A 24,118-nucleotide genomic window follows, 5' to 3' on the forward strand; every position below is an offset into this window, starting at 1 on the left:
CCACTCTCCTCACCTCGGCGGTTTCAAGGACCGCTGGTTGAGACATCACTTCGACCGGCAATATCCCGATCAGCCTGCGCGGCGCGTTCCGCCCGCCGCCTTTTCACGCCTCGCTTCAATTCCGCCGACCGCCGCCTCGAGCGCCCGAACAAATATAGCATAATCGTCAGGATGCGAATTCCACCCCAGACTGACCCGAATCGCGCAACGCGCCAATTCGGGCTTGACGCCCATCGCCGCCAAAACATGCGAGGGCTTGACCTTGCCGGAAGAGCAGGCCGATCCAGAGGATACGGCGACTCCTGCCAGGTCCAACAACATTAGCAAGACCTGTGCCTCCGTCTCCGGCACTGCGAAGCAGGAGGTGTTTGGCAAACGCTCGACTTCGGCGCCAAAAAAATAGGCGCCTGGAGCGATGCGGGCGATTTCCGCCTCCAATTGGTCGCGCCATGCCGCAAAGCGCGTCGCTTCCGCCGCCCGCTCGGCCTTTACGGCGCGAAGCGCCGCGCCCAAGCCGGCGATCCCCGCGACATTTTCGGTTCCGGCCCGCAGGCCCCGCTCCTGCCCGCCGCCGCGCAGCAGCATCTCTTCTATGTGGGGGGCGCGCGTCGCGAAACACAGCGCCCCGACCCCTTGCGGGCCGCCGAATTTATGCGCTGAGAGCGCCAAGGCGTCGGCGCCGAGCCGGCTGATGTCGCAATCGATCTTGCCCATCGCCTGAACCGCGTCGCAGACAACGAAGCCGCCGGCGGCATGGACGCGCTCCGCGGCGGCGCTCACCGGCTGCACGACCCCCGTCTCATTATTGGCCGCCTGCAAGACCAGCATCATCCGGCGCCCCTCATGACGCTGCAAGGCGGAGTCGAGCGCGTCCAGATCGAGGGTTCCTTGCGCCGTCAGGTCGACGGACTCCACCGCGGCCGCGGGAAAACGATGTCCGGCCCGGACCGCCGCATGCTCGCCGGCCCCGAGCAGGAGCAAATCGAACGGCCTACGATCAGCTTGATCGGCGCGCAAATGCGGCGTCAGCGCCAAATTGAGCGCCTCCGTCCCGCCGGAGGTGAACGCCGCTTGGCCCGAAGGCGCATTGACGAAGGATAGAAGCTCCGCCCGCGTCTCCTCGATCAAAGCGCGCGCGGCGCGGCCCTCGGCGTGAACGGAGGAAGCGTTGCCGCAAAGGTCGAAGGCCGCCGCCATGGCCGCGCGGGCTTCCGGGCGCAAGGGCGTCGTCGCATTATGATCGAGATAGACGCGCCGCCGCGCGGTCGAGGGAGCCATGAGTTCCGCAAAAAGGGATTAAGACCGGCGCCCGGGCCAAAGTGCTTGCAATCCGTCCAGGCGAACATGCTAATAGGGTTTTCGCGGCCCTACCTGGATCGTCGGGTTTCGGCGCGCCTTGTCCGAATTCCGCGAGCTCGCCCCTATCTCGTTGCAAGCGCAGCAGAAGAACTTTGAGGCCGCCGGGTTGGCGAGTCAAGCGCGGCGCAGACGACGCGCAAGTCGTGTGCGATCCACGCGGCGCGTTTATATCATAAATCAGCTAGGTGACGGAGAGACGATGCCCGAGGTCATGTTCAACGGTCCCGCCGGCCGCATCGAGGGACGGTTTCATCCTTCGACGGCGCGCGGCGCCCCGATTGCGATCATTTTGCACCCGCACCCGCAATTCGGCGGGACGATGAACAATCAGATCGTCTATAATCTTTATTACGCCTTCGCCGAGCGGGGCTTCGCTGTGCTGCGCTTCAATTTTCGCGGGGTCGGGCGCTCGCAGGGCGGCTTCGATCACGGCCAGGGCGAGCTCTCCGACGCGGCGTCGGCTCTAGATTGGGCGCAGGCGCAGAACCCGGACGCGCGGGCCTGCTGGATCGCCGGCATTTCCTTCGGCTCCTGGATCGGCATGCAGCTTTTGATGCGCCGTCCCGAGATCGAAGGCTTCGTCTCCATCGCCCCGCCGGCCAACCGGTTCGATTTCTCCTTCCTCGCGCCTTGCCCCTCGTCCGGGCTGTTCGTCCATGGCGATCAGGATCGCGTCGCGCCCTTGAAGGAGGTCACCGGCCTCATCGAGAAGCTCAAGACGCAAAAGGGCATCCAGATCGAGCACGCGGTGATTCCCGGCGCCAATCATTTCTTCGAAAATTGCGTCGAGCCGCTGATCGAGGAAGTTGGACTCTATCTCGACCGCCGCTTGGGCAATCCGCCAAGGCTGCCGACGCCGACCCGCAGCGAGCCGGCCGAGCGGAGGTAGGACTAGTCCCGAACGGCGCGCGCCTTCGCGCGTTCTCCTTCGCCGATCATCCACGCGGCCTACGGGCGCGAGAAATAGGCGGAGCGAAAAAATGCAAAAATCGCCATTCTATTTCGCATTGCTTATCGCGGGCGTCAGCCCCGCTTTTGGCGAAGACGCAGGAAAACCTGTCAAGGCGGGCTCCCTCGAATGGACGGACGCGCCGCCGGTTTTCCCCAGCGGCGCAAAAGCCGCGATCGTTTCGGGAGACCCTGCGAAGGAGGGGCCTTTTGTGGTCCGGCTGCAAATGCCCGCGAACTATAAGATTCAAGCCCATCATCATCCGACGGCCGAATATGTCACCGTGCTCGCCGGCGACATTCACTTTGGCATGGGCGACAAGTTCGACGGCGGCAAGGGCCAGGAACTCGGCGCCGGCGACTTCATCGGGGCTCCCGCAGAGATGAACCATTACGCCTGGACGATGGCCGGGGCCACAATCCAGGTGCATGGGCAAGGCCCATTTACGATGACTTACGCCGACCCTGCCGACGATCCGAGCAAGCGCTGAGCGAAATCGAAACCGTCGGCTTTGCGCGGAGAGCGTTCTCCGCGCCGCGCTTTTCGAAAGGAGAGGCCGACTTCCGTAAAGCGCTTCAACGCCCTTGCGGCTCCGCCAGAACGCCGCCGGTCAATGGCCCCGAGACCCCGGTCGTGAGCGGAAAGGTGATCGGCAAGTTCTTCAGGCTTCTGACCGCCAGATAGGCGAAGGCCTGGGCCTCCATGAACTCGACCGACCAACCGACAGAATCCGCGTCCGTCACCGGGCATGGCAGGCGGCGGGAAAGCTCCCGCATGAGCGTCGGATTGCGGGCGCCGCCGCCGCAAATCACCGCGCGCGTCGGCCGCGCCGGCAAAAGTTCGAAGGCGCGGGCGATGCCGGCCGCCGTGAAGGCGGTGAGCGTCGCCGCCGCATCCTCGAGGCCGAGCCCCGCGACCGGCGCTCGCGAAAAATCATTGCGGTCGAGCGATTTCGGCGGCGGCAGGGCGAAATAGGCGTTGGCGAGAAGCGCGGCCAGAATGGCCTCGTCGATCTTGCCTCTCGCGGCCGTCGCGCCGTCGCGGTCGAGCGCCGCGCCGGTCCGCTCCAGCATGAGGTCATCGAGAAGCGCATTGCCTGGCCCGGAGTCGAAGGCTGCCGGCTCCGCGCCCGGAGCGACCAAGCTCACATTGGAGACCCCGCCGATATTGACGACGGCCACGGGCTCGGAAAAGCCCGAGGCCGCCGCCAGCGCGCGATGGAAGACGGGCGCGAGCGGCGCCCCCTGCCCGCCGCGCGCGACGTCGGCGGCGCGAAAATCATAGGCGACCTTGAGCTTCAGCCGCTCGGCGAGCGCCGCGCCGTCGCCGATCTGGGCGGTCAGGCGCCGCTCGGGCCGATGCAGGACGGTCTGCCCATGAAAGCCGACGAGGTCGATTGAATCGCGCGCGATCCTCTGGTCGGCGAGAAACTCCTCGACCGCTTCGGCGTGGCGCGAGGTGACCATGGCCTCCGCCTGCGCCAAAGCGCCCGGCCGCGCGCGCCGGTCTTCGAGCGCCAGCGCATCGGCGAGCGCGCCGCGCAACAGCGCCCGATCCTCCGGCGCATAGGGGAAAGATCCCGCCGCATGAAGCGCGATGGCCTCTTCGCCATCGGTCTCGATATAGGCGACGTCGACGCCGTCCATCGACGTGCCGCTCATCAGGCCTATGGCGCGGGTGAAGCTCATTGCCAGATTCTCCTCGAGGCGGAAGAATAGCCCGAACGATCGCCGCCCGGCGCCCGAATCGCTTCGTCGCGCGTAAATTTGCTTAGCGTTGCATAAAGGCCACGTTGCTCTTAAAGCTCACCGGTCGCACGGCGGCGACCGCACCCCAAGCCTGCCGGCAAAATGCGCTTGAAGGAATTGATTGTGTCCGACGATTTCCGCCCCGCGTCCGACTTTCTCGCCGTCCTGACCGAACGGGGATTTCTGCACCAATGCTCCGATCTCGCCGGGCTCGACCTGCTGGCGAAGAGCGGCGACCTTGTCGCCTATATCGGGTTCGACTGCACGGCGGCCTCACTCCATGTCGGCTCGCTCGTCCAGATCATGTTGCTGCGCTGGCTGCAAAAGACCGGCGGCAAGCCGATCGCGCTGATGGGCGGCGGCACGACGCAGGTCGGCGACCCCTCAGGCAAGGACGAGAGCCGCAAGATTCTCACGCTGGAGACGATCGCCGCCAACAAGGACGGCATCAAGCGGATCTTCTCGAAATTCCTGACCTTTGGGGAGGGCCGGCATGACGCGATCATGCCCGACAACGCCGAATGGCTCGGCGCGCTCAACTATATCGAGTTCCTGCGCGAGGTCGGACGGCATTTCTCGGTCAACCGCATGCTCGCCATGGATTCCGTGAAAATGCGGCTCGAGCGGGATCAGGAATTGTCCTTCCTCGAATTCAACTACATGTGCCTTCAGGCCTATGATTTCGTCGAGCTGCACAGGCGCCATGGCTGTGTGTTGCAGATGGGCGGCTCCGATCAATGGGGCAACATCATCACCGGCATCGATCTCGGCCGCCGCATGGGCGCGAGCCAGCTCTACGCCCTGACCTCGCCGCTGCTGACGACGGCCTCGGGCGCCAAAATGGGCAAGACGGCGCAGGGCGCGGTCTGGCTCGAGGAAAGCATGCTGCCCGTCTTCGACTATTGGCAATATTGGCGCAATTGCGAGGATCAGGACGTCGGGCGCTTCCTGAAGCTCTTCACCGAATTGCCGCTCGACGAGATCGCGAGGCTCGAGGCGCTCGGCGGAGCCGAGATCAACGAAGCCAAGAAAGTCTTGGCGACCGAAGCAACCGCCATGGTTCACGGCCGCGAGGCGGCGCTCCGCGCGAGCGAGGCCGCACGCAAGACCTTCGAGGAAGGCGCCTTGGCGGAAAGCCTACCCGCGATCGAGATCGCGCGTGGCGAGGTCGAGGCGGGCCTCGGCGTTCTGACCGCTTTCGTGAAAGCCGGGCTCGTCGCCTCGACAGGCGAAGCCCGTCGCCAGATCAAGGGCGGAGGGCTCAAGATCAACGATCGGACGGTCGAGGACGAGCGCGCGGTCGTCGGCCTCGGCGACGCGACCGACGATGTCGTGAAGCTCTCGCTCGGCCGCAAGCGCCATGTGTTGCTGAAGCTCGTTTAGGACGAGATTTTTCAGCGGAGAGCGCAAAAAGGGGGCGGATCATGACCCGCCCCCGAACAGACTAGCGATATTACTTAGGCACTACAACGCCGCTGCCGCCGCCGCTGCCGCACTGGGGCGGCGTGCCCGTGCCGAAATACACCTTGGCGACTTCGCAATAGGCCTGCCTCGGATTTTGCGGATCGATCTGATATTGAGCGCTCCAGAGGGTCCCGATCGGCGCGTTCGGGTTCTGATAGGTTTGCGTGTGCACCGACATGGCGGCGGGCTTGCCCCAGTTTCCCGGCCCTTGATTGAAGTTCGTGATCGTGAAATTGGGCTCCGGCGGAGCGATCCAATAGCGATATTCATTCACGAAAGCCATCGCTCCAAGGAAATTCGTCGGCTTGTTCGTCCACATGGTCTGGAACTGGGTCTTGACCCACGCCGCCTGACCCGTCTCGTCCGGAGGGGTCGTTTGGTCCGAGCTCCGACCATATTCCGTGAACACAACAGGCGTGGCGGTAGGAATGCCGTGTTGGGTGAACCATGCCGGAAGCGTGACAGTCAGCCAATTGCGCATGAAGGCGCCGTCATTGAACGTGTTGACGGCGTAAACGATCCGGGCCTTCCAAAAATCTATGCCGAGGGTCGGAGCGGCGACGATGGCGTTGAACACGCCGAGAACATTGCCCCCCGGGAGGCCGTTCGCAATGCCGAAAGTGACGGGAAAGCTGATCAACAGCCGTTGCGCGTCGGGGATATTATTCTGATCCTCCATGCGCTTCCATTCCGCAGCGACTTGCGCCACGAAATTCGGGTTCTTGCAGTAATTGACATCGAACTCGTTGAAGATTTCCAACATCCCCGCGGCCTTGTCGACGACGCTGGACTTGTAGATTTGACCGAAGACCCAATCCACATTCTGCTTCCAATCGCCGGAGGCGTCGCCGCACATGATCTTCAAAGTGTAGGTCGATATCGGAATGGAGACATGCATGCCAAGCGTCTTGGCGTAGTTCAGAAATGGCTGATGGTTACGGATGGCGGGGTTCGGTTGCCAATCGTAAGGACGGATATAATTCGCGTTGAGCTCAGCTTTATATCGCCCGAGATCGTCGCGATATTGGCTCCCCGAGACCCCCCATAGCGGCGTGAAATCGGCATTGTAGAAATCGGAATCGTTGTAAATGGTATATTTCGCGTCAAGAAGGGCGGGCTGTGGATTGCCTTGACAATCATAGACTTGGGTTTGGCCTAGGAAATAAGGCAGTGGGCCCGGGCATTGCTGGTAAAGCGCCGGGTCGAAAGGATGTGCCGGTCCCTGCGGCGCGGGAATGTAGACCATGCCGCGCATGTCTGTGAGGCCAAAACTTGTCGCGCGTTGCATGGCGGTCATGCGAGTCGCCGCATGAGCAATCGTCGTCGCCCCTATAAGGGCGCAAAGTGCAATTGCCATTCTATGCCATAGACGCATATAAATCTCCTGAGCTGGATCACGATGCTTTCGGATGGAATCCTTCAAAGCATGAGGCGCGATCGATCCTCCACGATGAGTGCGGGATTTTGTGCGGAAAACCCACTTTTTTGCATCCCGCGCTAGCAACGGAATCGCCGATTCCGTCGCGACAGCCTACGGCAATTTGGTTTGGCTTCAATTGATGAATATCATCAGAGAGAGTTAATCCCTATAATCGCACCGCCCACGATCTTGGCGTCCAGTTCGATGACCGCAGTTTGGGTTCATCTGGCTTCGATTAAGATAAGAAAAGGCGGAAGCCGGCTGTCCGCCCAGGCCGCTTTGAGCAAGGCGCCGATCACATCACATTTATGGGGCGCGCACGAAAAGCGAAGGGCCAAGCGCGGCGACCGCCCAGCCGACGCGCGCGGAAGCGGCTCAGGGTCTATTGCCTCACCGCGCCCGGCTGCTGGAAATTGCCCCCGACGCCGAAAATCTGCCGGAAGATTCCAGGCGCGATCGCCGAAAGCGGATTGATGTTGAGAGTCGGCGCACTGACCAATCCATCGACCCGGTAATTGACTCCGAAGAGCCCTTCCTCGCTGCCGCCGCCGAGGATCATCCCGAAGACGGGAATCTTCGAGAACAGATTGTTGACCGCGTAGACGGGCACGAATGTGCCGTGCATATCGACTCGATCATGCGCGTAATCGACCCAGCCGTCGACGGTGAGTCCGATCGCCTCGCCGTGCATCGTGCCCTCGCGCAACTCCACGCGGCTGCCGACGCGCTCGAATTGCACCCGCAATTTCGCAAAGGCCATGGAGCCGGCGTCGATCTTTCGGCCGCGCGCGACTTCGCCCGAAGGGACCCCTTCGGCGACGAGCCGACGCAAGGCCGGCTCGTCGCGCAAGATGAAAGATTCGATCTCCAGCGTTCCATCCAACGTGTCGGGGCCGGTCCGCATCGCGACCGCAAGGCGGCCACGCTCCATGTGCTTGTAGAGATCGATGAAGGACAGAAGCGAGCCGGCGTCCTCCGACAGGAAGTTGATCTGCGGCGCCGTCGGGAACCCGGTCAAATTGCCCGAGATCGGATCACGGCCGAAACGCCCGGCGAAGGACAGTTGCTTGATCTGATCATCGCCCCGCACAAGCCGCAATTCGGCGCCCGAGATGACCTGCTTGTTATAGCCGGTCAAAAGCCCGGTCTTGAGATCGAGCTCGATCTCCTTCGGGCCTAAATCCTTCGCCGGCTCGCCGGCGGCGAGGGTTGGTGCGCTCGAGGCCGGATCCTTCGGATCTTTGGCGTCCTTCGCGTCCTTGGCGCCTTTCGCTGCGGCGGCGGGAGGCGCCGGATCGGGCGAAGCCGCGATCAGCCATTTGACAAAGGGCCTGGCGTCTATGGTCGAGCCGCGGATCATGACCTTGAGGCTGTCCCCGACGCGTGTCGCGTCGAGCTTCATGTCGTCGCCGGTCGAGGCCTTGAATTGCGACAGCTTGACCGAGGCGAGAGATTGATCGGGGCCGAGCTCGACCGAGCCGCGCGCCTGGATCGCGCCGGCGTCGACCACGATCTGATCGAGCGAGGTCGAGTTTTCATTGACGGCGATCGAGAATTTCGCCTTGCCCGGCTTGCCGGCCGGCTTCGACATGCCGAGCCAATCAAAATTCACGCGCTGGAGATCGAGTTCGGCCTGAGCCTTGAGCTTGTCGCCGGTCCCGATCGGCGCCTTGAGGGTTGCGCTGATCGGCCCGGTGAGGCCCGGCAGGACGGAGATATTATGTTTCGCTCGCGTGGCGTCATCGAGAACCAGGCTGATCGAGGCGTCGGCTGGCTTGCCCGCCGGGCGCAGCACATCGACGGTCGCTGGCGCGTCGAACATCCGGCCCTGCCCGCTGACGTGCATGCCGACCGGATCGACGGCGACGACAAGCGTGGCCGCCTCGAGCCTTTCCTTACCGATCAGGTTTTCGGCGCTGAAATTCGTGACGCCCGCGTTGATCCTCAGGCTGATGTCGTCCGGGGTCATCGCCGGTCCGAGATTCATGTCGATCTCAAGCCGCCCATCGACCTGCCCCTTCAAGGTCGTGGGATCGAGCGGCAGGCCGGCGTAAGGCTTCAACGCGTCATGCGCGAGAAGATCGCCGACCGCCTCGACGCTGCTCGAGACCTTGGCCACGATCACCCCCGGCGTGGGCTTCAGCGCCGCGTCAGCGACGTGAAAGCTGCTGCCCTCCGCGACCAGCAGGCGCCGCCCGTCGCCGACCTCGATGAAGCCTGTGTTGGTCGTCGTGAAGGTCGAGCTCCGGCCCGTGACATGGCCGACCCCGTCGACGCCGCGCAGATAGGGAACGCCGGAGAGAAATTCCAAGCTTCCGTCGGACACGGTGAAATCGAGCGAAACCGTATCGTCCGGCGGGGGAATCTCGGCGCGCATGGCGTTCAGCACCTCCGCGTTGAAGTCGAGCCGAAGCGCTGCGCTTTCGACCATCCCGCCCCGGGCGTGCGAGGTCAAATAGGAGCGCACCGGCGCGACCATGAAGGAAGGCCAAAGGCGGGTCACGATAGAGATCGGCGTCGGCGCGATCGAGGCGCCGAGGCGCATGTGCGGCCCGTTCGTCCATTCGACCTCGCCAGCCATGGCGAATCCGCATAGAGGGCCGCTGAAAGCAAAGCGATCGAGCAGGAATTTCTTTTCGTCGAGGAACAATCGTCCCTTTAATTCGCCGTGGTCGATTTGGACGGGCTTTTGGCCCGGCCGTTCCGCGGCCGCGACATTCGGCTCTTCGCTGACGAGATTGAAGGTCCAGGGATCGCCTTCGCGAATCGGCGGCGCGATGGAGCCCATGACCGCCGCATGGGTCGCGTCGGCCTTGAGCGTCGAGCGATCGATTATGATGCGGCGCGCCGCCGAGTCCCAATGAAATCCAGCATGGATGGAATCAACCAGCATGGGCTCGTCATTGGGGTCGTCGAACCGCAGATAGCCCGCGCCGAAATCAATTTTGCCGGACGCCTCCGAGAGAGATCCGTCGGGATATAGGCCGAGATCGAAACTGGCCGAGGCGGGCATGTCAAAATCCGCGCCGATCGACCGCGCGCCGGTGGCGAGGAGCATCTCGTCCAACGAGATATTGCGCAAGGCCAAGGCGAGGCGACGCTCCTTGCCCGGCGTCCCCCGCGCGAAGCCAGCCGCCTCCCAGCGACCGTTCGGCCCATCGACCGAGAGATTGAAAGTCGTGTTGCCGGTGGATTTGTCGAAGCCGAGCTTCACCCCGTTGAAAACCATCGTCTGATCGGCGGTGCGGTCCTCGATCACGACGCGGCCGCGCGAGATGCCGACCCGGTCGACGGCGGCGATCGGGCTTTCGGGACTGGTCAAGGCGTCGACCGCGAGCCGGATCGAGGCCGCCAATTGCTTGACGAGCCTGGCCCTCGGCCGGACTCCGGCGGGCGCGCCTTCCGCGCGGACCTCCAATGATCCCGCGACGGGTTCGGTCGCCTGCGGCGGGGCAACCGCGCCTTGCGGAAAAGCGCCGGCGCGCGGCGGCGAGGCCGCCTCCTTGCCTTGCGGAACGCCCGGAAGCTCCAGCGACCCATCCGGCGACAAGACCATATGCAGCTCGACGTCGAAGACCTCGAGGCGCTTCGGCGTCACCCGGCCGCCGACAAGCGCCAAAAGATCGACCGAGACCTCCGCCCTCGGGGCGGCCAGGATCGTCTTGCCGCTCGCGTCCTTGAGGGCGAGCCCATCGATGCTCAACGTCGGCGCAAAGCCGCGCTTGACGATAGAGGCTTGTCCAAGCCGAAAATCGTAGCCATGGCCGAAACGCTCGTCGAGCGCGCTCGCGATTTGGGCGCCGAGGCCAGAAATCGCGATAGGTCCTTGCGCCAGCCGCACGACAAAGAGACCGACGGCGAGCAGCGCCAACGAAAAACAGCCCAAGAAAATATAGCACGTGGACCAGGCCACCCGCGCCGCGCCGCGCGCTCTCCGCGGCGCCGTTGCGCCAAATGCGCCCCCTGGCCCCGCCTGACCGGCGGGACAAACGCCCTGCGGGGCCGTCTGTTCCTGACGATGCTCGACCAACCGCGCGCGGCCCTTCCGTGGCAAGTGAATCCGATGACCGCCATGTTACGCGAAGGGGCTTGCCTTGTCGAAGGGCCGCGCCCTTGCCCAACAGGAACTTCCGCCGACGGCTTTTGTCGAGAACGAGACGGCCAAGGCCAAGAAAAGATGTAAACTGATAAAGCTCGTGAAATAGCTACAGGTCTAACCCGATCATCACGCCGATCGGTAGAAGGCTCAAAGTTTTTTGAGCTCGCGCTTTTTGGGCTCGAGCGAATTATCGATCGGCCGAAGGACCCTTCGGTCAGGCAGCGCGTCAGGCCGATCTCCTAATTGGGAAAAGGTCCTCACATTACGACGAAAGGAAGGCGAAATGGGCGGAAAATTGGCGGCGGGCGACAAGGCCCCGGAGTTTACGCTGCCTGACGACGCCGGTGGAAAGGTCTCGCTCGCGAGCTTCGCCGGCAAAAAGCTCGTGCTCTATTTCTATCCGAAGGACGACACCTCCGGCTGCACCAAGGAAGCGATTGATTTCAACGGATTGAAAAAGGACTTCAAAAACGCGGGAGCAGAGATTCTCGGCGCCTCGCCCGATTCGGCGGCGAGCCACGCCAAGTTCAAGACCAAGCACGCGCTCGACCTCGCCCTCGCCTCTGACGAATCGAAGGCCATGCTCGAGTCCTATGGCGTATGGGTCGAGAAAAGCATGTACGGCCGGAAATATTTCGGCGTGGAACGGACGACCTTTCTCATCGGCCCGGACGGCCGGATCGCGAAAGTCTGGAACAAGGTGAAAGTCCCGGGCCATGCAGCGGCTGTCCTCGACGCCGTGAAAGCGCTGTGACGCCGATTGGTTGCTGCGCCTTCCAGGCGGGGCAACCAATCGTATCGAAAGGCAAACTACCCTCGCGAAGAGGCCCAACCCGCCACGGCGCGAGCGTGTCGATTTCCGCGCGTTGCTGAGAAGTTTCTATTGAATACAACTAAAAGTTGATTATACTTACCTCGCATCGGATCACGCGCAGCAAGCGTGCAAAACCTTCGGAGGGGCGGGTCGAAACATGGTTGCGCCGAATATGCTCGAATCTCCGCAGCCTCTCGCTAAAGGGAAGGTCCGGGCCGCAACGTGGCCAAGTCCTGCGGGCGGCGTGACGGCGGAGGCGACGGCCCATTACATCGCGCAATTGACCGCCGCGCTGGCGCCGCTCTCGAAGCGCAGCGGGCTTCGCCTGTTGACATATTTGCTCGACATGGCGCGGCTCGAAGCCGAGTTCCATTGTCATTGCGCGGCGATCAAAAGTCCGGCGCGGCGGGCGGCGCTCGAAACAGGGCTGCCGAGCGCGCCGCCCCGCGCGCGGCTTGAAGCGCATCGGATGTGAAATCGGACCGCAACTGGTCGATTTGCAGCCGCCGCGACTTTGGTCCTCGTCCGCTCGTCGTGCGCAATGGCCGAAAAGGCGCGGGCTTGATCCGCGGACGTTAGGCGACGCGAAAGGCGCTGAGTCTAGTCGATCAGATCGACTAGACTATGCTCAAATCTCCGAAGCTGGCGCGCTTCCCAACCGAATGAGTCCATTCAATTGGAAAGCCCACCGGGCGGCGAACCGCCTCCGAATGTCGGCTGTAGCCGCATTCACCCGTTTCGACCGTGCGATCGCCGCGCATCGACATTCGCACCATCAGATGACTCGTCGGCCGGAGCGTGACGAAGCCGATAGTCGCGCGGAGATGCGCCGTAAGTCTGTTTGAACGCGCGGCTGAAATGGGAAAGGTCGTTAAAGCCCCAGCCGAAGGCGATGTCCGAAATCGTGCGCCCGGCGCAGGCTGCGCTGAGCAGATCGTCGCGACAATGTTCGAGCCGGCGGCGCCAGACATAGCGCATCGGCGACGCGCCATCCTCTCTAAACAGATCATTGGCGTAGCGCGGCGAAAGCCCGACGCCGGCGGCGATCGTCGCAACGTCGAGATCCGGATCATGCAGGCGTTGCTCGACAAAGCGCTTGAGCCGGCCTTTCGTCATCGCTCGGCCTCGTTCCGGCGCGGCGTCTCGCCCCTGGACCGAGGTCAGGGCCAAGGCGAGTAGGTCGGCGCAGGGGCCGGACAGGGCGCTGAATTCCATTTGCGAGAGTTCGCCGGCGCGGCGCGCGGCGGAACGGACGAAATCCGCCGTCACAGCGCCAAGTCCCGAACCGCCATCGATCCGCCGCGCGGTGCAATGCTCGACGCCAGCCGCCTTTTCCCGCAGGAGCGCGCGCGGGATAGAGACGATGAGTTTCACAAAGCGCGTCGGGCAGATAATGTTGTGAGGCCGTGCAGCGTCATAGATCGCCATGTCTCCCGGCCTCAGCACGGCCTCGCGCCCATCCTGTTCGAGGCGATATTCGCCGGAAAGGAGGACCACCGCGAGATAGGCGTCATGACAGTCATGGCGAGGCTCCCCGGCCGGCCGCTCGATGCCGATCGCGTTCGATCGAATCGACGAGAGCCGCAAATCCCGCCAGGGATAGATGATCATCTCATTGAACAGAGGGGCGTCCTTGGGCGGCGCGATTTCTACGTCGGCATATTCGCGGCCAATCACCTCGCGCAGCCACTCGGGCCTCTGACGAAGCGGTAGATCTTCTGTGCAGAGCTTGACGCCGTTGACCATCCCGCCTCGTTCCTCTCCGCATTGACGCGGACGAAGATCGCGCGCGGAAACCGCCGCTTCAATCAAATTCTTGCGCCGTTGCAGGCAAGCGGCGGGACGCCGCATCTTTTATGATGCGGCTCTCTTTACGCCGCGCATGTCGAGGACGACGATGAAGCAAGGTTCACATCAACGCCTGAATATCGAACTGCCGATTGGAGCGGCCCTCTGGCTGCTGGTCGCCCTGGTCCTTGCGTGGTGCCTCGTCGGGCTCAATCTCGGGGTCCCATTTCTAAAGGCGATTTTCGCCGGCAAGCAGGTCAGGCTGGTTCAGGCCCATATCGACTTCCTGCTCATGACCGCCTTGATCCTGGGGATTTACGCCACGAGGACGCCGCTGCACTGGACGCTTCGCTGGTCGATGGTCCTCGGCGCATTCACCAACTCAAGCCTGTTCCTGCTGATGGCGATATTTCCTGTCCTGGATTCGCCGACGGCCGCGGACAATGGGTTGGTCGCGCTCTACAAAATCTACACGCTGGCGAGCGTCTCCATGACGAGCTATGGATTCGCCGGCGCCGCCATCACGATCCTTTGGCGCATATTCCAAGGCGCGGCCATGGGCCCTTTCGCGAAGGAATGACCTTCACGGTTCGCCGCGCGCGAACCGAGACCGAGCCCGTCAGAACGGGTTCCAGGTCGAGGCCTGCGTGAATTTCAGATAGCTGACATTGAAGCCGAGGCGAGCCCCGACGCCGGACCGGATCGGCACGACATAGACGCCGTCATTGACGAGCGCGGTCATGCCCAATCCGCCGATGATATAGGCCGAGCCGTCCACGCCGCCGTAGCGGCGATAGATCGCGTCGGTCGCCGGCAGGTTGTAAACCAGCATCATGGTTCGGTCGCCGTCGGCTCCCGCGTCGAGCCCGAGCGAAGGCCCCTGCCAGAACACCCGCAGATCCCCGGCGTTGCGCGTATGCATGACGCCCTCGCCGTAGCGCAAGCCGCCGAAAAAGGCGCCCGTCGCCTCTTGGCCGAGGATATAGCCGTTCGGACGACCCCATTGCTTGGTCGCCTTTTCGACGAGCTCGGCGAGCCCCCGAGAGATCGAGCCGAAAAAGCGATGGCCATTGGCGACGATTTCATCCGGCGCATATTCGTCCGGCCGTCCCGCCGGCGCGTTCGCCCGCGCGCCGCCCGCATTTAACGAGAGTCCCGAAATCCCAGCGGCCAAAGCCGCGAGTTGAAGCGTCAATTCTCTTCGCGTCTGCATGTCTTGTCCTCCGCGAAACGGACGCGTCCTTGAGCTCCTTCGGACGGGTCGAGACGAGGAGCTTTGAAGCAATGGCGTTAAGGAAAGATTGACGCCTCGTCCGATCCGGTTTTGCCGCCCGCTTCCGAGGCGCCATCGGCGGCAGGGACAATAGCCGGGCCTTGAGGCGAGAAAACGACGGATGCAGCCTCAAGCGGCGGCTTGTCCTCGAATCCGCCCCGAGGCGGAGATGCGCCTTAGTATCCGCTCGCCGGCGGGTCGCCCCAAGCGACGAAAGGCCCGTTCCTGAATTGCGCCCCGGCCTTGCCATAGCGCAAGGGGCGCCGCTCGCGATCGAGGACAATGCCGCCCGCTGCGCGCAAGACGGCGTCGCCCGCCGCCGTATCCCATTCCATCGTTTGGCCGAAGCGCGGATAAATATCCGCTTCACCCTCGGCGACCGCGCAGAATTTCAAGGAAGACCCGGCGGCGCGGCGCTCACGAATGGGAAGATCCGCGAGGAAAGCCTCTGTCTCGGCGTCGGAATGGGAGCGGCTCGCAACCGCCGTCAGACCTTGGCGCGGCGCGGGCCGGACATGAATCTCGCGGCGCTCGCAAAGCGGCGGCAGGGGTGCGCCGGGCGCGACAACGCAGCATGTCGCTTTTGCGCCGCCGAGCCAAAGCCGTCCGAGCGCGGGCGCGTAGACCACGCCGGCCAAGGGCTCGCCCTCGACGATCAATCCGATATTGATGGTGAACTCGCCATTATGGCTCAGGAACTCGCGCGTTCCATCGACCGGATCGACGAGGATGAAGGTCGAGCCGGAGACGGTCTTCTTGCCATGAGCAGCCGCCTCCTCCGCAAGCACCGGCAGATCGGGCAGGACCGCGGCCAGCCGCTCGAGAATAATGGCCTCGGCGTTTTCGTCGGCGTCGCAGACCGGGCTCTTGTCGGGCTTGCGCCGCGCATGGCTGTCGCTCGCATAGACCTCCATGACGGCGACGGCCGCCTCGACGGCGATCTCGGCGAAAATTTCCGCGATCGCGTCGCGATCGAGGGTCTGGCGGCTATAGGGCGACGGACTTTTGGCGAGCGGCGCTTCTATGGGCATTTTCTGCGTCGATTTGGAGCGCGTTCCGGCATCCGGTCAAAACGCCGCTCGACCTATGACTTTCGGGCCGTCGCGCGTTGCGATCGGATGGATGAGCCCGACCTTCCGCGATCTCGCCGCTTCAATAGCTCAAATATGTCGCGGGATCGGCCCCGCCCTCTCGGCTCACGCGATTCCCGTAAGCCTTGCAACAGGCTAAAGCCCGTTCCGTCCAATAGAAAGATCTTTTCGATTAAATTCTGCGACATACCCTCAGATTCGCTCAAACATCCGTGATTTGTTGCGGCGCAGCGCGTCTTGACGCGTCGCAAAACTGTTCACGTCGCCAATATAGACTGCGGCGCAGCAAGCAGCGGCGCGCGGCTCACGCCGGCCGCGCTTTCGCCTTCTCCATCATTTCGACGAAACGGCGAAACAGATAATGGCTGTCGCGCGGGCCGGGCGAGGCCTCCGGATGGTGCTGCACCGAGAAGGCCGGACGATCGGTCAGCTCCAGCCCGCAGTTCGAACCGTCGAAGAGAGAACGATGCGTCTCGCGCGCATTGGCCGGCAGGCTCGCCGGATCGACGGCGAAACCGTGATTCATCGACACGATCTCGACCTTGCCGGTGGTGAAGTCCTTCACGGGATGATTGGCGCCGTGATGGCCTTGGCGCATCTTCTTGGTTTTGGCGCCGATCGCGAGGCCGAGCATCTGATGGCCGAGGCAGATGCCGAAAGTCGGAATCTTGCTCTCGAGAAGGGTCCTAATGACCGGAACCGCATATTTGCCCGTCTCCGCCGGATCGCCGGGCCCATTGGAGAGAAAGACCCCATCCGGCCGGAGGCCCTCGATCGCCTCGGCCGAGGTCGTCGCCGGCACGACCGTCACCTCGCAGCCGGCGTCGGCCAGAAGGCGCAGGATGTTGCGCTTGACCCCATAATCGATGGCGACGACCTTGAACTTGCCCGCGCCCGCCGCGCGATAGCCGTGATCCGGAGTCCAGGCCGCCTCTGTCCAGCCATAGCGTTCCGGCGCCGTGACGCCGGGGACGAGATCCATGCCCTCGAGCCCCGGCCATTGGCGCGCCTTCGCGCGCAGGCGCTCGATGTCGAAGACGCCGTCGGGAGAATGAGCGATCACGGCGTTCGGCATGCCATTGTCGCGGATGTAGGTCGTGAGCGCGCGCGTATCGAGCCCATAAAGGCCGATGATTCCGCGCGCCTTCAGCCAGGCGCCGAGCGACTGAGTCGCACGGTGATTGGACGGCTCGGTGATCGGGGCGTAAAAGATCGCGCCGCGCACGCCCTCGGGCGCCGCAAGATTGCTCGTCTCGACATCCTCGTCATTGACGCCGACATTGCCGATATGGGGAAAAGTGAAGGTGACGATCTGTCCCGCATAGGACGGATCGGTGAGAATCTCCTGGTAGCCCGTCATGGCCGTGTTGAAGCAGACCTCGCCAACGGCCTCGCCGACCGCGCCCTGCCCGAAGCCTTCATGGACAAGGCCATTGGCCAAGACGAGAAGCGCCGTCGCGCGGGGCTTTCGCCAAAATCCAGAGGCCTGATCTTGATCCTGCGTCATGCTCTGTTTACACCCATGCGCTTCGCGCCGCTTCGACGCGGAGGCGACGCGAAGCGAACGGCGAGCCGGAACCGGCTTTCGTGATTTTCGAGCGCGTCCCTTTCGATCGGAATGAATCCGATCGAAAGCGCCAGCTCAAGGAAATTTCGGGGTCTAGGACGCCCGGAACCTAGGCGCAGCGGCCAAATACGTCAATTCGCGCCCTCGTCCCGGCGCCCTACGCGGACATCAGGAGATCCCATGCGCGAACAATTCACAAGCGAACTCAAGACGGCGATGAAGGCCGGCGACAAGCGCCGCGTCGAGACGATCCGCATGATCACGGCCGCGCTGAAGGATAAAGACATCGAGGCGCGCGGGCAGGAAAAATCCGTCTCGAACGACGACATCCTCGCGCTGCTGCAAAAAATGGTGAAGAGCCGTAAAGAATCCAAGGAGATCTATGAGAAAGCCGGCCGCGCCGACCTCGCGACGCAGGAAGGCGAGGAAATCGCCATTATCGAGAGCTTCCTGCCGCAGCCTTTGAGCGAGGCTGAGGTCGAGGCGGCGATCGCCGCCGCCATCGCGGAGGCCGGCGCCGCGTCGATCAAGGACATGGGCAAGGTGGTCGCGGCGCTCAAAAGCAAATATGCCGGGAGGGTGGATTTCGGCAAGGCGAGCGCGCTGGTCAAAGCCAAGCTCGGCGGGTGACCTTTTAATCCCAAAGCGCCTCGGATCTCGCGCGGAATTGTTTGTCGCGCGGCCCGCCTATTTCAGGCTGGCCCCAGCCTCGTTCAAAAAAATCTCCAGTTCCTCCTTCGCCATATGGAGGACATTGGCCTCGGCCGGAAAGCTCTTTGTCCGGATGTCCGACACATAGGCTTTCGCCGCCTCCTGCATGGCCAAACCGACCTCCTGATAGCGGCGGTTATGTCGGTAATTGGCCGGGGTGAAGCCGAGCACGTCGCAAATGACGAGGACCTGGCCATCGGTCCTCCGCCCGGCGCCTATGCCGATGGTCGGAGCTTTCACGGCGCGCGTGACCTCAGCCGCGACCTCTTCCGGGATGAGTTCGAGGACGAGCAACGCCATGCCCGCGTCGTCGAGCCCGATTGCGTTCTGCACGAGCTTAGCGGCCTCCTGCGCCGAGCGCCCCTTGAAACGCTTTTCGGCATGATGCTGGGGCTCGAGCCCGAGATGGCAGCAGACCTCGATCGAGGCCGAGGCCAAGGCTTCGACAAGCTCTGGCCGGAAGCCCTCGAATTTCACAATGTCGGCGCCAGCGTCGACGAGGCGGCGCGCATTCTCGACCGCGGCGCCCGGCGTTTCATAGGTCTGATAGGGAAGATCGGCGATAATCGCGGCGTTCGGCGCGCCGCGCCGCACCGCGCCGACATGATGTGCGATTTCGGCGAGCGTCACGTCTGTTTCGCTGGCGTAGCCGAGCATGTTCGCGCCGACGCTGTCGCCGACGAGGAGAATGTCGACGCCGGCCTCCGTCTCCGCTTTGGCGGTCGGCGCATCATAGGCTGTCAGGACCGAGATCGGCCGGCCCTGCCGCTTCATCTCAAAAAATCGGTCGGTCTTGCGCATCGGCTTCGGATCGGCCTCCAGCCCGTTTGGCTTCGACACCATGATATTGGGGCTGCCGGGTCCAATATCATGGGGATTGATCCCGCTCCATGAGAGCGCGGTCTGGAAAAGTTGCTAACCCCGCGCTTGGCCTCAGCGCAGCGGCGCGCCTCGGGCGTTGAGCTGATCCGCCAAATAGCTCAGAGCCTTGGCGCGCTTTCGGTAAAAGGTGTGCGGAGCCCATTTCTTTTCGGCGCACAAGGCCTTCACCGAGCGTCCACGCGCCGCCCGCATCGCCCAAAAGGTCGTCACCAGAGCCATCCCGGAATCCACGTCGCGCAATTCGCGCAGCCAATCGAGCGCGGCCTCCATTTGCGTGATCTCGACGCTGGTCGGGCGGATAAGCGCGCGATTGGCGATCCGATGACGCTCCTTGCGCTCGCTTTCGTCGAGTTCGGCCTGAGCCAGGAGGTCCTCCCATTCGACGGCGCAGCGCGGCCAATGCCCGCCGGGCTCGCGCGGCCCGCGTGGGCGCGGCAGGCGGTCGAGCGTCACGAAAGCCTTCACGAGCCGCTTTGCGACCTGATCCGGGTCCCAGCGGGAAGGCGTGGCGTCGCCCTCGAAGGAGTCGAAGCCTTGATCTATGTTTATGTTTTGTTCTTGCGACACGCTCAGGCTCCGTCGTCGAGAATATTGTCGAGCAAGGAAGGATCGGCGGCGACGACCAAAAGCAGCAGCCGGATCATGGATTCGCGCGTGAGGCTGCGCTTGGCCGCCGCGGCGTCATAGAGGCTCGCGGCCTCCGGCGGCAGGCGCAGGGCGACGGCGGCCGCGGCGGCGCGAAAGGCGAGGCCGAAACGCTGCGCCTGGCGATGGACATTATTGGGCGTCGAGTCGATCAGCGGATCCTCGGCGATGCGCTTTGCGTCCCAGCCGAGGCCCAGAAGAAAACCGAGTCGAGCGATGCGCTCCCCGGTCCAGCGCGCCTTTCGGATTTCGGTGCGAACAGTCACGGCCATGCACTCCATTTTTCCTTGTGCTCTTTCCTTTTGGCGGAGCCTGAAGCCAAGCTTGGGCTCGCAAGAAAAGAAGTACGGTAGCTCTACCGTTCTGTCAAGGTAATTTTACCTGGTGCATTCCAGGCCATGTACGGTTATTCTACCGCTATGGATCTCGAAGACGTTCTCGCCCGAATCGAAAGCCGGCTCGCCGCGCTGGGCCTTTCCGCTCATGCCGCGTCGATCGCCGCGAAAAAGCCGGACGCCATCCGCAACCTGAAGCGCGCAGTCAAGAACGGCGAGCGCCGCGGCGTGACGACCGAAACCTTGACCGCACTGGCGCCGGTCCTGAAAACGACCGCCGCCTGGCTTCTCGAAGGCGTCGGCGAGCCGACGCCGGGCAATCGCGTCCGCGTCGTCGGACGCATTGGCGCGGGAGCCGAGATTCAGCCCGAATTCGAGCAGATTCCGCCCGAGGGACTCTATGAAATCGAGGTGCCGTTTCCGATAGATAAGGATGCGATCGCCTTCCTGGTCGAGGGCGACAGCATGTGGCCGCGCTACGATCCCGGCGACGTCATCATCTGCTGGCGTCAGGGGGCCAACGCCGAGGAGGTCGTTGGCTGGGAGGCGGCGGTGCGGACGGCGGACGGCAAGCGCTACTTGAAGCGCATTCAGCGCGGCTCGTCGCCGGGAACCTTCGATCTCGAAAGCCATAACGCCGCGCCGATCCGCAGCGTGCGTCTCGAATGGGCCGCGGAGATCCAGGGTGTCGTGCGATCCGGTCAATGGCGCCGGAGGTAAGATGCCGCTTCGATCGGCCCTTATTCGGTAATAATACCTTGTTACAGGTAAGTATACCTAATAGCGTCTCCAGCTTACCGGAGACGCTCGATGCCGAATCCATCATCCGATTTCGAAAGCGCTCTGCAGGCTCAAGCGCGCCGCACCGCGGCGCGAATGGTCAAGAGTCGCGCCAGAGCCTATTTGCGTCGCCCTATCGCCCTGGACAGTCTTTCGCCGGGCCTCGCCAGCGCAGGGCCGAAAGCGACCATCGCGGCGGCAATTCATCTGCTGGAAAAAGAGAAGCATAGGCCGCGGCGCTGGTGGGGCTTCGGCGGCGAGACGCCGACGCTCAATGCGCGCGCGGCGCTTTTGCTCGGTCGGGCTTTGAGGCGCGCGCAACGCCACGAAGCCCAAGGCCCGTCCGCGCAGGTTGAAGGAAGCGCGGCTCAGCCGAACTTGAACAGGACGCCGAAGCCGCCGCGCGGATAATTCCAGGTGATGTCGCCCGCCGGTTCGGCGACGACGCGGCAGGTGCCGCATTCGACGCATCCGTCGGTCGAGATCTCGACCTGACCCGAATCCGTTTGCGAATAGCATCCGGCCGGGCAAATGCGGGTCAAGGACAAAAGCCGCTGCGAGGGAACCGTATGCGGCGTCACCGTGATATGGGGGCGCCCGGCGTCCACGAGATAGCGGTTCTGAAAGAGCTTGTCCTCGACGCGGACCATGGTTTCAACACTCATCGCTCGCTCCTTGCTCGACACGCCGTGAGCGGCGCGGCCGTGACATAATCAGCTGTCGGCTTGCCGCCACGAAATCGTCATTCTTCAACGCCAAGCACGGGCCATGCCAAGCACGTCCCCGATAAGGCCCTTAAGCCGACGGGTCTGGAAGAAGGATTTGACGATCGCATTTTCCTTCGACTTCTTGTCGAGCCCGTCGACCCTGAACCAGGTTTGAGCGGCCTTGGACAGAAGCTGGGGATAGGTCGTGAACAAGTGCTTGTTATGCAGCGTGCCCGGAAGGTTCTTGTATTTCTTCAGATCCTTCATGACGAATGAATCGTCGAGCCGCGCCTTGTAGCTCGCCAGATTGGCCGCCGTCGGCGGCGCGTGGCGCGATTTCAGATCGGCGATCGTCTCGGCGGCGAGGCGGCCGGTCGTCATCGCGAGATTGGAGCCTTCACGATGCACGGCGTTCACGAACTGGCCCGCGTCGCCGACAATGAGCCAGCCGTCGCCGAAGAGCTGCGGGATCGCCTTATAGCCGCCCTCGGGAATCATATGGGCGGCGTATTCCTTGACCTCCGAGCCGGCGAGCAGCGGCTTGATCGAAGGATGCGCCTTGAAGGACTCGAGCAGGCCATAGGGCGTCTGGCCCTGATCGGCGAAGTCCGAAATGAGGCAGCCTATGCCGATCGAGATGCTTTCCTTGTTGGTGTAAAGGAAGCCGGTGCCGGTCATGCCTTTGGTGATCGTGCCGGCGGCCTCAATGACCACGCCTTCGTCGCCTTGCAGGTTGAAGCGCGCCTCGATCGTCTCCCGCGGCAGGAAGTGCATTTCCTTGACGGCGAGGGCCACCGTGTCCGGCGGCGGCACCGCCCGAAGGCCCGCGCGCGCGCCAACGAGGCCGCTCACGCCCTCGGCCAGGACCACGACGTCGGCATAGATCGGATCCCCGTCGCGGTCGGTCCGCACGCCGATCACCTTGCCGTCGGCGTCGCGAATGAGCTCGACGACTGTGGTCTCGCAGAGCAACAGCGCGCCCGCCTGCACGACGCGGCGGGAGAACCATTTATCGAACTGCGCCCGAATGATCGTGTAGCGGTTCGGCCGGTCCTCGTTGAAATCCTCCGAGCGATAATGCGCGCCGCAAAAGGAACGGTCGTCCATCATCCAAATGCGCTGCTCGATGATGTGGCGTTCGAGCGGCGCATCCTCGCGAAAGTCGCCAACAAGGCCTTCGAGCGCGTCGGCGTAGAGAATCGCACCCTGCACATTCTTCGAGCCCGGATACTCCCCGCGCTCGAGTTGGAGAACCTTCAGGCCGCGCGTCGCCAAGCTGAAGGCGCACGCATTGCCCGAAGGGCCGGCGCCGACGACGATCGCATCGAATTTCTCTTGCGCCATGGTGGGCTCCTTTATTCTGCCGCGGGCCGCGTGGCGGCGGCTGACAGACGTTTGCGAAACGCTTCGGTCAGGGCTGGAAGCGCCAATGCGGCGTCGGCGACGATTCCGACATGGGCGAAATCGAAGATCGGGGCGTTCTTATCCGTGTTGATCGCGACGATCAGATCCGCGCCTTCGACGCCGACGCGATGCTGGATCGCGCCCGAAATGCCCGCGGCGATATAAAGGCGCGGCCGGATCGTCTTTCCGGTCTGGCCGATCTGGCGATCGGAACTGATCCACCCCTTTTGCACGAGCGGCCGCGATCCGCCCCATTCGCCGCCGAGCACGTCGGCGAGCTGGCGCACCAGCAGATAATTATCCGCGTTCTGCATCCCGAGGCCGCCCGCGACGACAATATCCGCATAAGGCAGATTTGCCTTGTCCGTGCTGCCGTCGGGCAGAAACGCCAGGATCTTGGTGATGATGTCGTCCTCGGGCAAGGAGACGTCGTGGCGGACGATCCGACCGGTGCGGCCCGCCTGATAGAGCGGCATGGGCGCAACGCGCGGACGCATCGTCGCCATTTGCGGCCGGTAGTTCAGCGTGTAGATCGTGCAGAGAAGCGATCCGCCGAAGGTCGGGCGCGTCGCCGCGAGCGAGCCGTCGGCGTCGACCGCAAGCTCGGTGCAATCGGCGGTGAGGCCGGTGAGCAGGGTCGTCGCCACAGAACCCGCAAGATCGCGACCGAGATTGGTCGCCCCGAGCAGGAGAATCTCGGGCTGATATTTATGGACGAGCTCGGTCATCACCGCCGTGTAGGGTTCATTGCGGTAATCGACGAGGGCAGGATTTTCGACAACATAGCAGACGTCGGCGCCATAGGCGAAAGCGTCAGCGACAGAAGCGTCGGTTCCGCCCGGCGGGCCGAGGACGACCGCGCCGAGATCGACTTTGAGCTGATCCGCCAGCTTGCGGCCTTCGCCGAGAAGCTCCCAAGAGACCGGATGAACGACCCCGCGCTCGAGCTCAAGCATGACCCACACATGCTTGTAGCTCTTCAAATGCTCCGGCAGCTCCTTCTTCTGATTGGCGCGGCTCTTGGGTTCCGCAGCTGGAGCTTTCGCCTTCTCGTTCATAGGAAGCTTCCTTCAATACGAATG

The 24,118-nt window shown here is 63.3% G+C and carries 23 protein-coding genes; 9 read left to right on the forward strand and 14 right to left on the reverse strand.

From position 1 onward, the window contains the following. Positions 1 to 69: 69 nt before the first annotated feature. Positions 70 to 1,278, reverse strand: a complete 1,209-nt coding sequence (locus METAC_RS0113280; RefSeq protein WP_026607420.1) for a cysteine desulfurase family protein — start codon at positions 1,276 to 1,278, stop codon at positions 70 to 72. 280 nt (positions 1,279 to 1,558) lie between these two features. On the opposite strand from METAC_RS0113280, the gene METAC_RS0113285 reads away from it, so the two are divergent. Continuing rightward, positions 1,559 to 2,248, forward strand: coding sequence for an alpha/beta hydrolase (locus METAC_RS0113285; protein WP_026607421.1), 690 nt, complete (start codon positions 1,559 to 1,561; stop codon positions 2,246 to 2,248). Positions 2,249 to 2,339: 91 nt separating this feature from the next. After that, positions 2,340 to 2,798 carry a cupin domain-containing protein gene (locus tag METAC_RS0113290; RefSeq protein ID WP_026607422.1) on the forward strand — a complete coding sequence of 153 codons (459 nt, stop codon included), beginning with the start codon at positions 2,340 to 2,342 and terminating at the stop codon, positions 2,796 to 2,798. Between the two features lie 85 nt (positions 2,799 to 2,883). On the opposite strand, the gene METAC_RS0113295 is transcribed toward METAC_RS0113290, so the two are convergent. After that, on the reverse strand, positions 2,884 to 3,996 hold the full coding sequence (locus METAC_RS0113295) for an anhydro-N-acetylmuramic acid kinase (protein WP_026607423.1): 1,113 nt from the start codon (positions 3,994 to 3,996) through the stop codon (positions 2,884 to 2,886). Positions 3,997 to 4,179: 183 nt separating this feature from the next. Between METAC_RS0113295 and tyrS the strand changes: the two genes are divergently transcribed. Further along, the gene (tyrS, locus tag METAC_RS0113300) at positions 4,180 to 5,439 is read left to right on the forward strand and encodes a tyrosine--tRNA ligase (protein WP_026607424.1); all 1,260 of its coding nucleotides are present in this window, start codon (positions 4,180 to 4,182) and stop codon (positions 5,437 to 5,439) included. A gap of 70 nt (positions 5,440 to 5,509) precedes the next feature. On the opposite strand, the gene METAC_RS0113305 is transcribed toward tyrS, so the two are convergent. Continuing rightward, the gene (locus METAC_RS0113305; RefSeq protein ID WP_026607425.1) at positions 5,510 to 6,817 is read right to left on the reverse strand and encodes a hypothetical protein; all 1,308 of its coding nucleotides are present in this window, start codon (positions 6,815 to 6,817) and stop codon (positions 5,510 to 5,512) included. Positions 6,818 to 7,322: 505 nt separating this feature from the next. Then, entirely contained in the window at positions 7,323 to 10,853 is a 3,531-nt protein-coding gene (locus METAC_RS0113310; RefSeq protein ID WP_156898215.1) for a YhdP family protein, read from the reverse strand. A 469-nt stretch (positions 10,854 to 11,322) separates the two neighbouring features. On the opposite strand from METAC_RS0113310, the gene bcp reads away from it, so the two are divergent. Beyond that, on the forward strand, positions 11,323 to 11,793 hold the full coding sequence (gene bcp / locus METAC_RS0113325; protein WP_026607427.1) for a thioredoxin-dependent thiol peroxidase: 471 nt from the start codon (positions 11,323 to 11,325) through the stop codon (positions 11,791 to 11,793). A 217-nt stretch (positions 11,794 to 12,010) separates the two neighbouring features. Continuing rightward, positions 12,011 to 12,328 carry a hypothetical protein gene (locus METAC_RS23575; protein WP_036255584.1) on the forward strand — a complete coding sequence of 106 codons (318 nt, stop codon included), beginning with the start codon at positions 12,011 to 12,013 and terminating at the stop codon, positions 12,326 to 12,328. A gap of 254 nt (positions 12,329 to 12,582) precedes the next feature. On the opposite strand, the gene METAC_RS23580 is transcribed toward METAC_RS23575, so the two are convergent. Further along, a complete protein-coding gene (locus tag METAC_RS23580) occupies positions 12,583 to 13,599 on the reverse strand; it encodes an AraC-like ligand-binding domain-containing protein (RefSeq protein ID WP_051335847.1) in 1,017 nt (338 codons plus the stop codon). Between the two features lie 151 nt (positions 13,600 to 13,750). Here METAC_RS23580 and METAC_RS0113340 point away from each other — a divergent pair, with 151 nt between their 5' ends. Further along, the gene (locus METAC_RS0113340) at positions 13,751 to 14,221 is read left to right on the forward strand and encodes a hypothetical protein (RefSeq protein WP_026607428.1); all 471 of its coding nucleotides are present in this window, start codon (positions 13,751 to 13,753) and stop codon (positions 14,219 to 14,221) included. Between the two features lie 39 nt (positions 14,222 to 14,260). Here METAC_RS0113340 and METAC_RS0113345 read toward each other — a convergent pair whose 3' ends face one another. The 3 genes from METAC_RS0113345 to carA all read right to left on the reverse strand — a co-directional run bounded on the left by METAC_RS0113345 (position 14,261) and on the right by carA (position 17,512). Then, a complete protein-coding gene (locus METAC_RS0113345) occupies positions 14,261 to 14,854 on the reverse strand; it encodes a DUF1134 domain-containing protein (protein ID WP_026607429.1) in 594 nt (197 codons plus the stop codon). A gap of 236 nt (positions 14,855 to 15,090) precedes the next feature. Beyond that, a complete protein-coding gene (gene cysQ, locus METAC_RS0113350; protein WP_051335563.1) occupies positions 15,091 to 15,945 on the reverse strand; it encodes a 3'(2'),5'-bisphosphate nucleotidase CysQ in 855 nt (284 codons plus the stop codon). 364 nt (positions 15,946 to 16,309) lie between these two features. Further along, complete coding sequence (gene carA / locus METAC_RS0113360; protein WP_026607432.1) at positions 16,310 to 17,512, reverse strand: glutamine-hydrolyzing carbamoyl-phosphate synthase small subunit; 1,203 nt, start codon at positions 17,510 to 17,512, stop codon at positions 16,310 to 16,312. Positions 17,513 to 17,752: 240 nt separating this feature from the next. Here carA and METAC_RS0113370 point away from each other — a divergent pair, with 240 nt between their 5' ends. Further along, positions 17,753 to 18,202 (forward strand): GatB/YqeY domain-containing protein, encoded by a 450-nt coding sequence (locus METAC_RS0113370; RefSeq protein WP_026607433.1) that lies wholly within the window; start codon positions 17,753 to 17,755, stop codon positions 18,200 to 18,202. Between the two features lie 57 nt (positions 18,203 to 18,259). On the opposite strand, the gene panB is transcribed toward METAC_RS0113370, so the two are convergent. From panB to METAC_RS0113385, 3 genes are all read right to left on the reverse strand, one after another. Continuing rightward, positions 18,260 to 19,126 carry a 3-methyl-2-oxobutanoate hydroxymethyltransferase gene (gene panB / locus METAC_RS0113375; RefSeq protein ID WP_245257484.1) on the reverse strand — a complete coding sequence of 289 codons (867 nt, stop codon included), beginning with the start codon at positions 19,124 to 19,126 and terminating at the stop codon, positions 18,260 to 18,262. 90 nt (positions 19,127 to 19,216) lie between these two features. Further along, a complete protein-coding gene (locus tag METAC_RS0113380) occupies positions 19,217 to 19,732 on the reverse strand; it encodes a hypothetical protein (protein ID WP_026607435.1) in 516 nt (171 codons plus the stop codon). 2 nt (positions 19,733 to 19,734) lie between these two features. Continuing rightward, the gene (locus METAC_RS0113385) at positions 19,735 to 20,076 is read right to left on the reverse strand and encodes a hypothetical protein (RefSeq protein ID WP_026607436.1); all 342 of its coding nucleotides are present in this window, start codon (positions 20,074 to 20,076) and stop codon (positions 19,735 to 19,737) included. Positions 20,077 to 20,208: 132 nt separating this feature from the next. On the opposite strand from METAC_RS0113385, the gene METAC_RS0113390 reads away from it, so the two are divergent. Both METAC_RS0113390 and METAC_RS0113395 read left to right on the forward strand, forming a co-directional pair. Further along, positions 20,209 to 20,865, forward strand: coding sequence for a S24 family peptidase (locus tag METAC_RS0113390; protein WP_245257485.1), 657 nt, complete (start codon positions 20,209 to 20,211; stop codon positions 20,863 to 20,865). 90 nt (positions 20,866 to 20,955) lie between these two features. Next, positions 20,956 to 21,336 (forward strand): hypothetical protein, encoded by a 381-nt coding sequence (locus tag METAC_RS0113395; RefSeq protein ID WP_026607438.1) that lies wholly within the window; start codon positions 20,956 to 20,958, stop codon positions 21,334 to 21,336. On the opposite strand, the gene METAC_RS0113400 is transcribed toward METAC_RS0113395, so the two are convergent. From METAC_RS0113400 to METAC_RS0113410, 3 genes are all read right to left on the reverse strand, one after another. Further along, positions 21,294 to 21,590 (reverse strand): ferredoxin family protein, encoded by a 297-nt coding sequence (locus METAC_RS0113400; RefSeq protein ID WP_026607439.1) that lies wholly within the window; start codon positions 21,588 to 21,590, stop codon positions 21,294 to 21,296. The genes METAC_RS0113395 and METAC_RS0113400 overlap by 43 nt on opposite strands. Before the next feature lie 84 nt (positions 21,591 to 21,674). Beyond that, positions 21,675 to 22,976 carry an FAD-dependent monooxygenase gene (locus METAC_RS0113405; RefSeq protein WP_026607440.1) on the reverse strand — a complete coding sequence of 434 codons (1,302 nt, stop codon included), beginning with the start codon at positions 22,974 to 22,976 and terminating at the stop codon, positions 21,675 to 21,677. An 11-nt stretch (positions 22,977 to 22,987) separates the two neighbouring features. After that, complete coding sequence (locus tag METAC_RS0113410) at positions 22,988 to 24,094, reverse strand: electron transfer flavoprotein subunit alpha/FixB family protein (protein ID WP_026607441.1); 1,107 nt, start codon at positions 24,092 to 24,094, stop codon at positions 22,988 to 22,990. Positions 24,095 to 24,118 lie beyond the last annotated feature (24 nt).

The sequence above is a fragment of the Methylocapsa acidiphila B2 genome (assembly GCF_000427445.1).
GTDB lineage: Bacteria > Pseudomonadota > Alphaproteobacteria > Rhizobiales > Beijerinckiaceae > Methylocapsa > Methylocapsa acidiphila.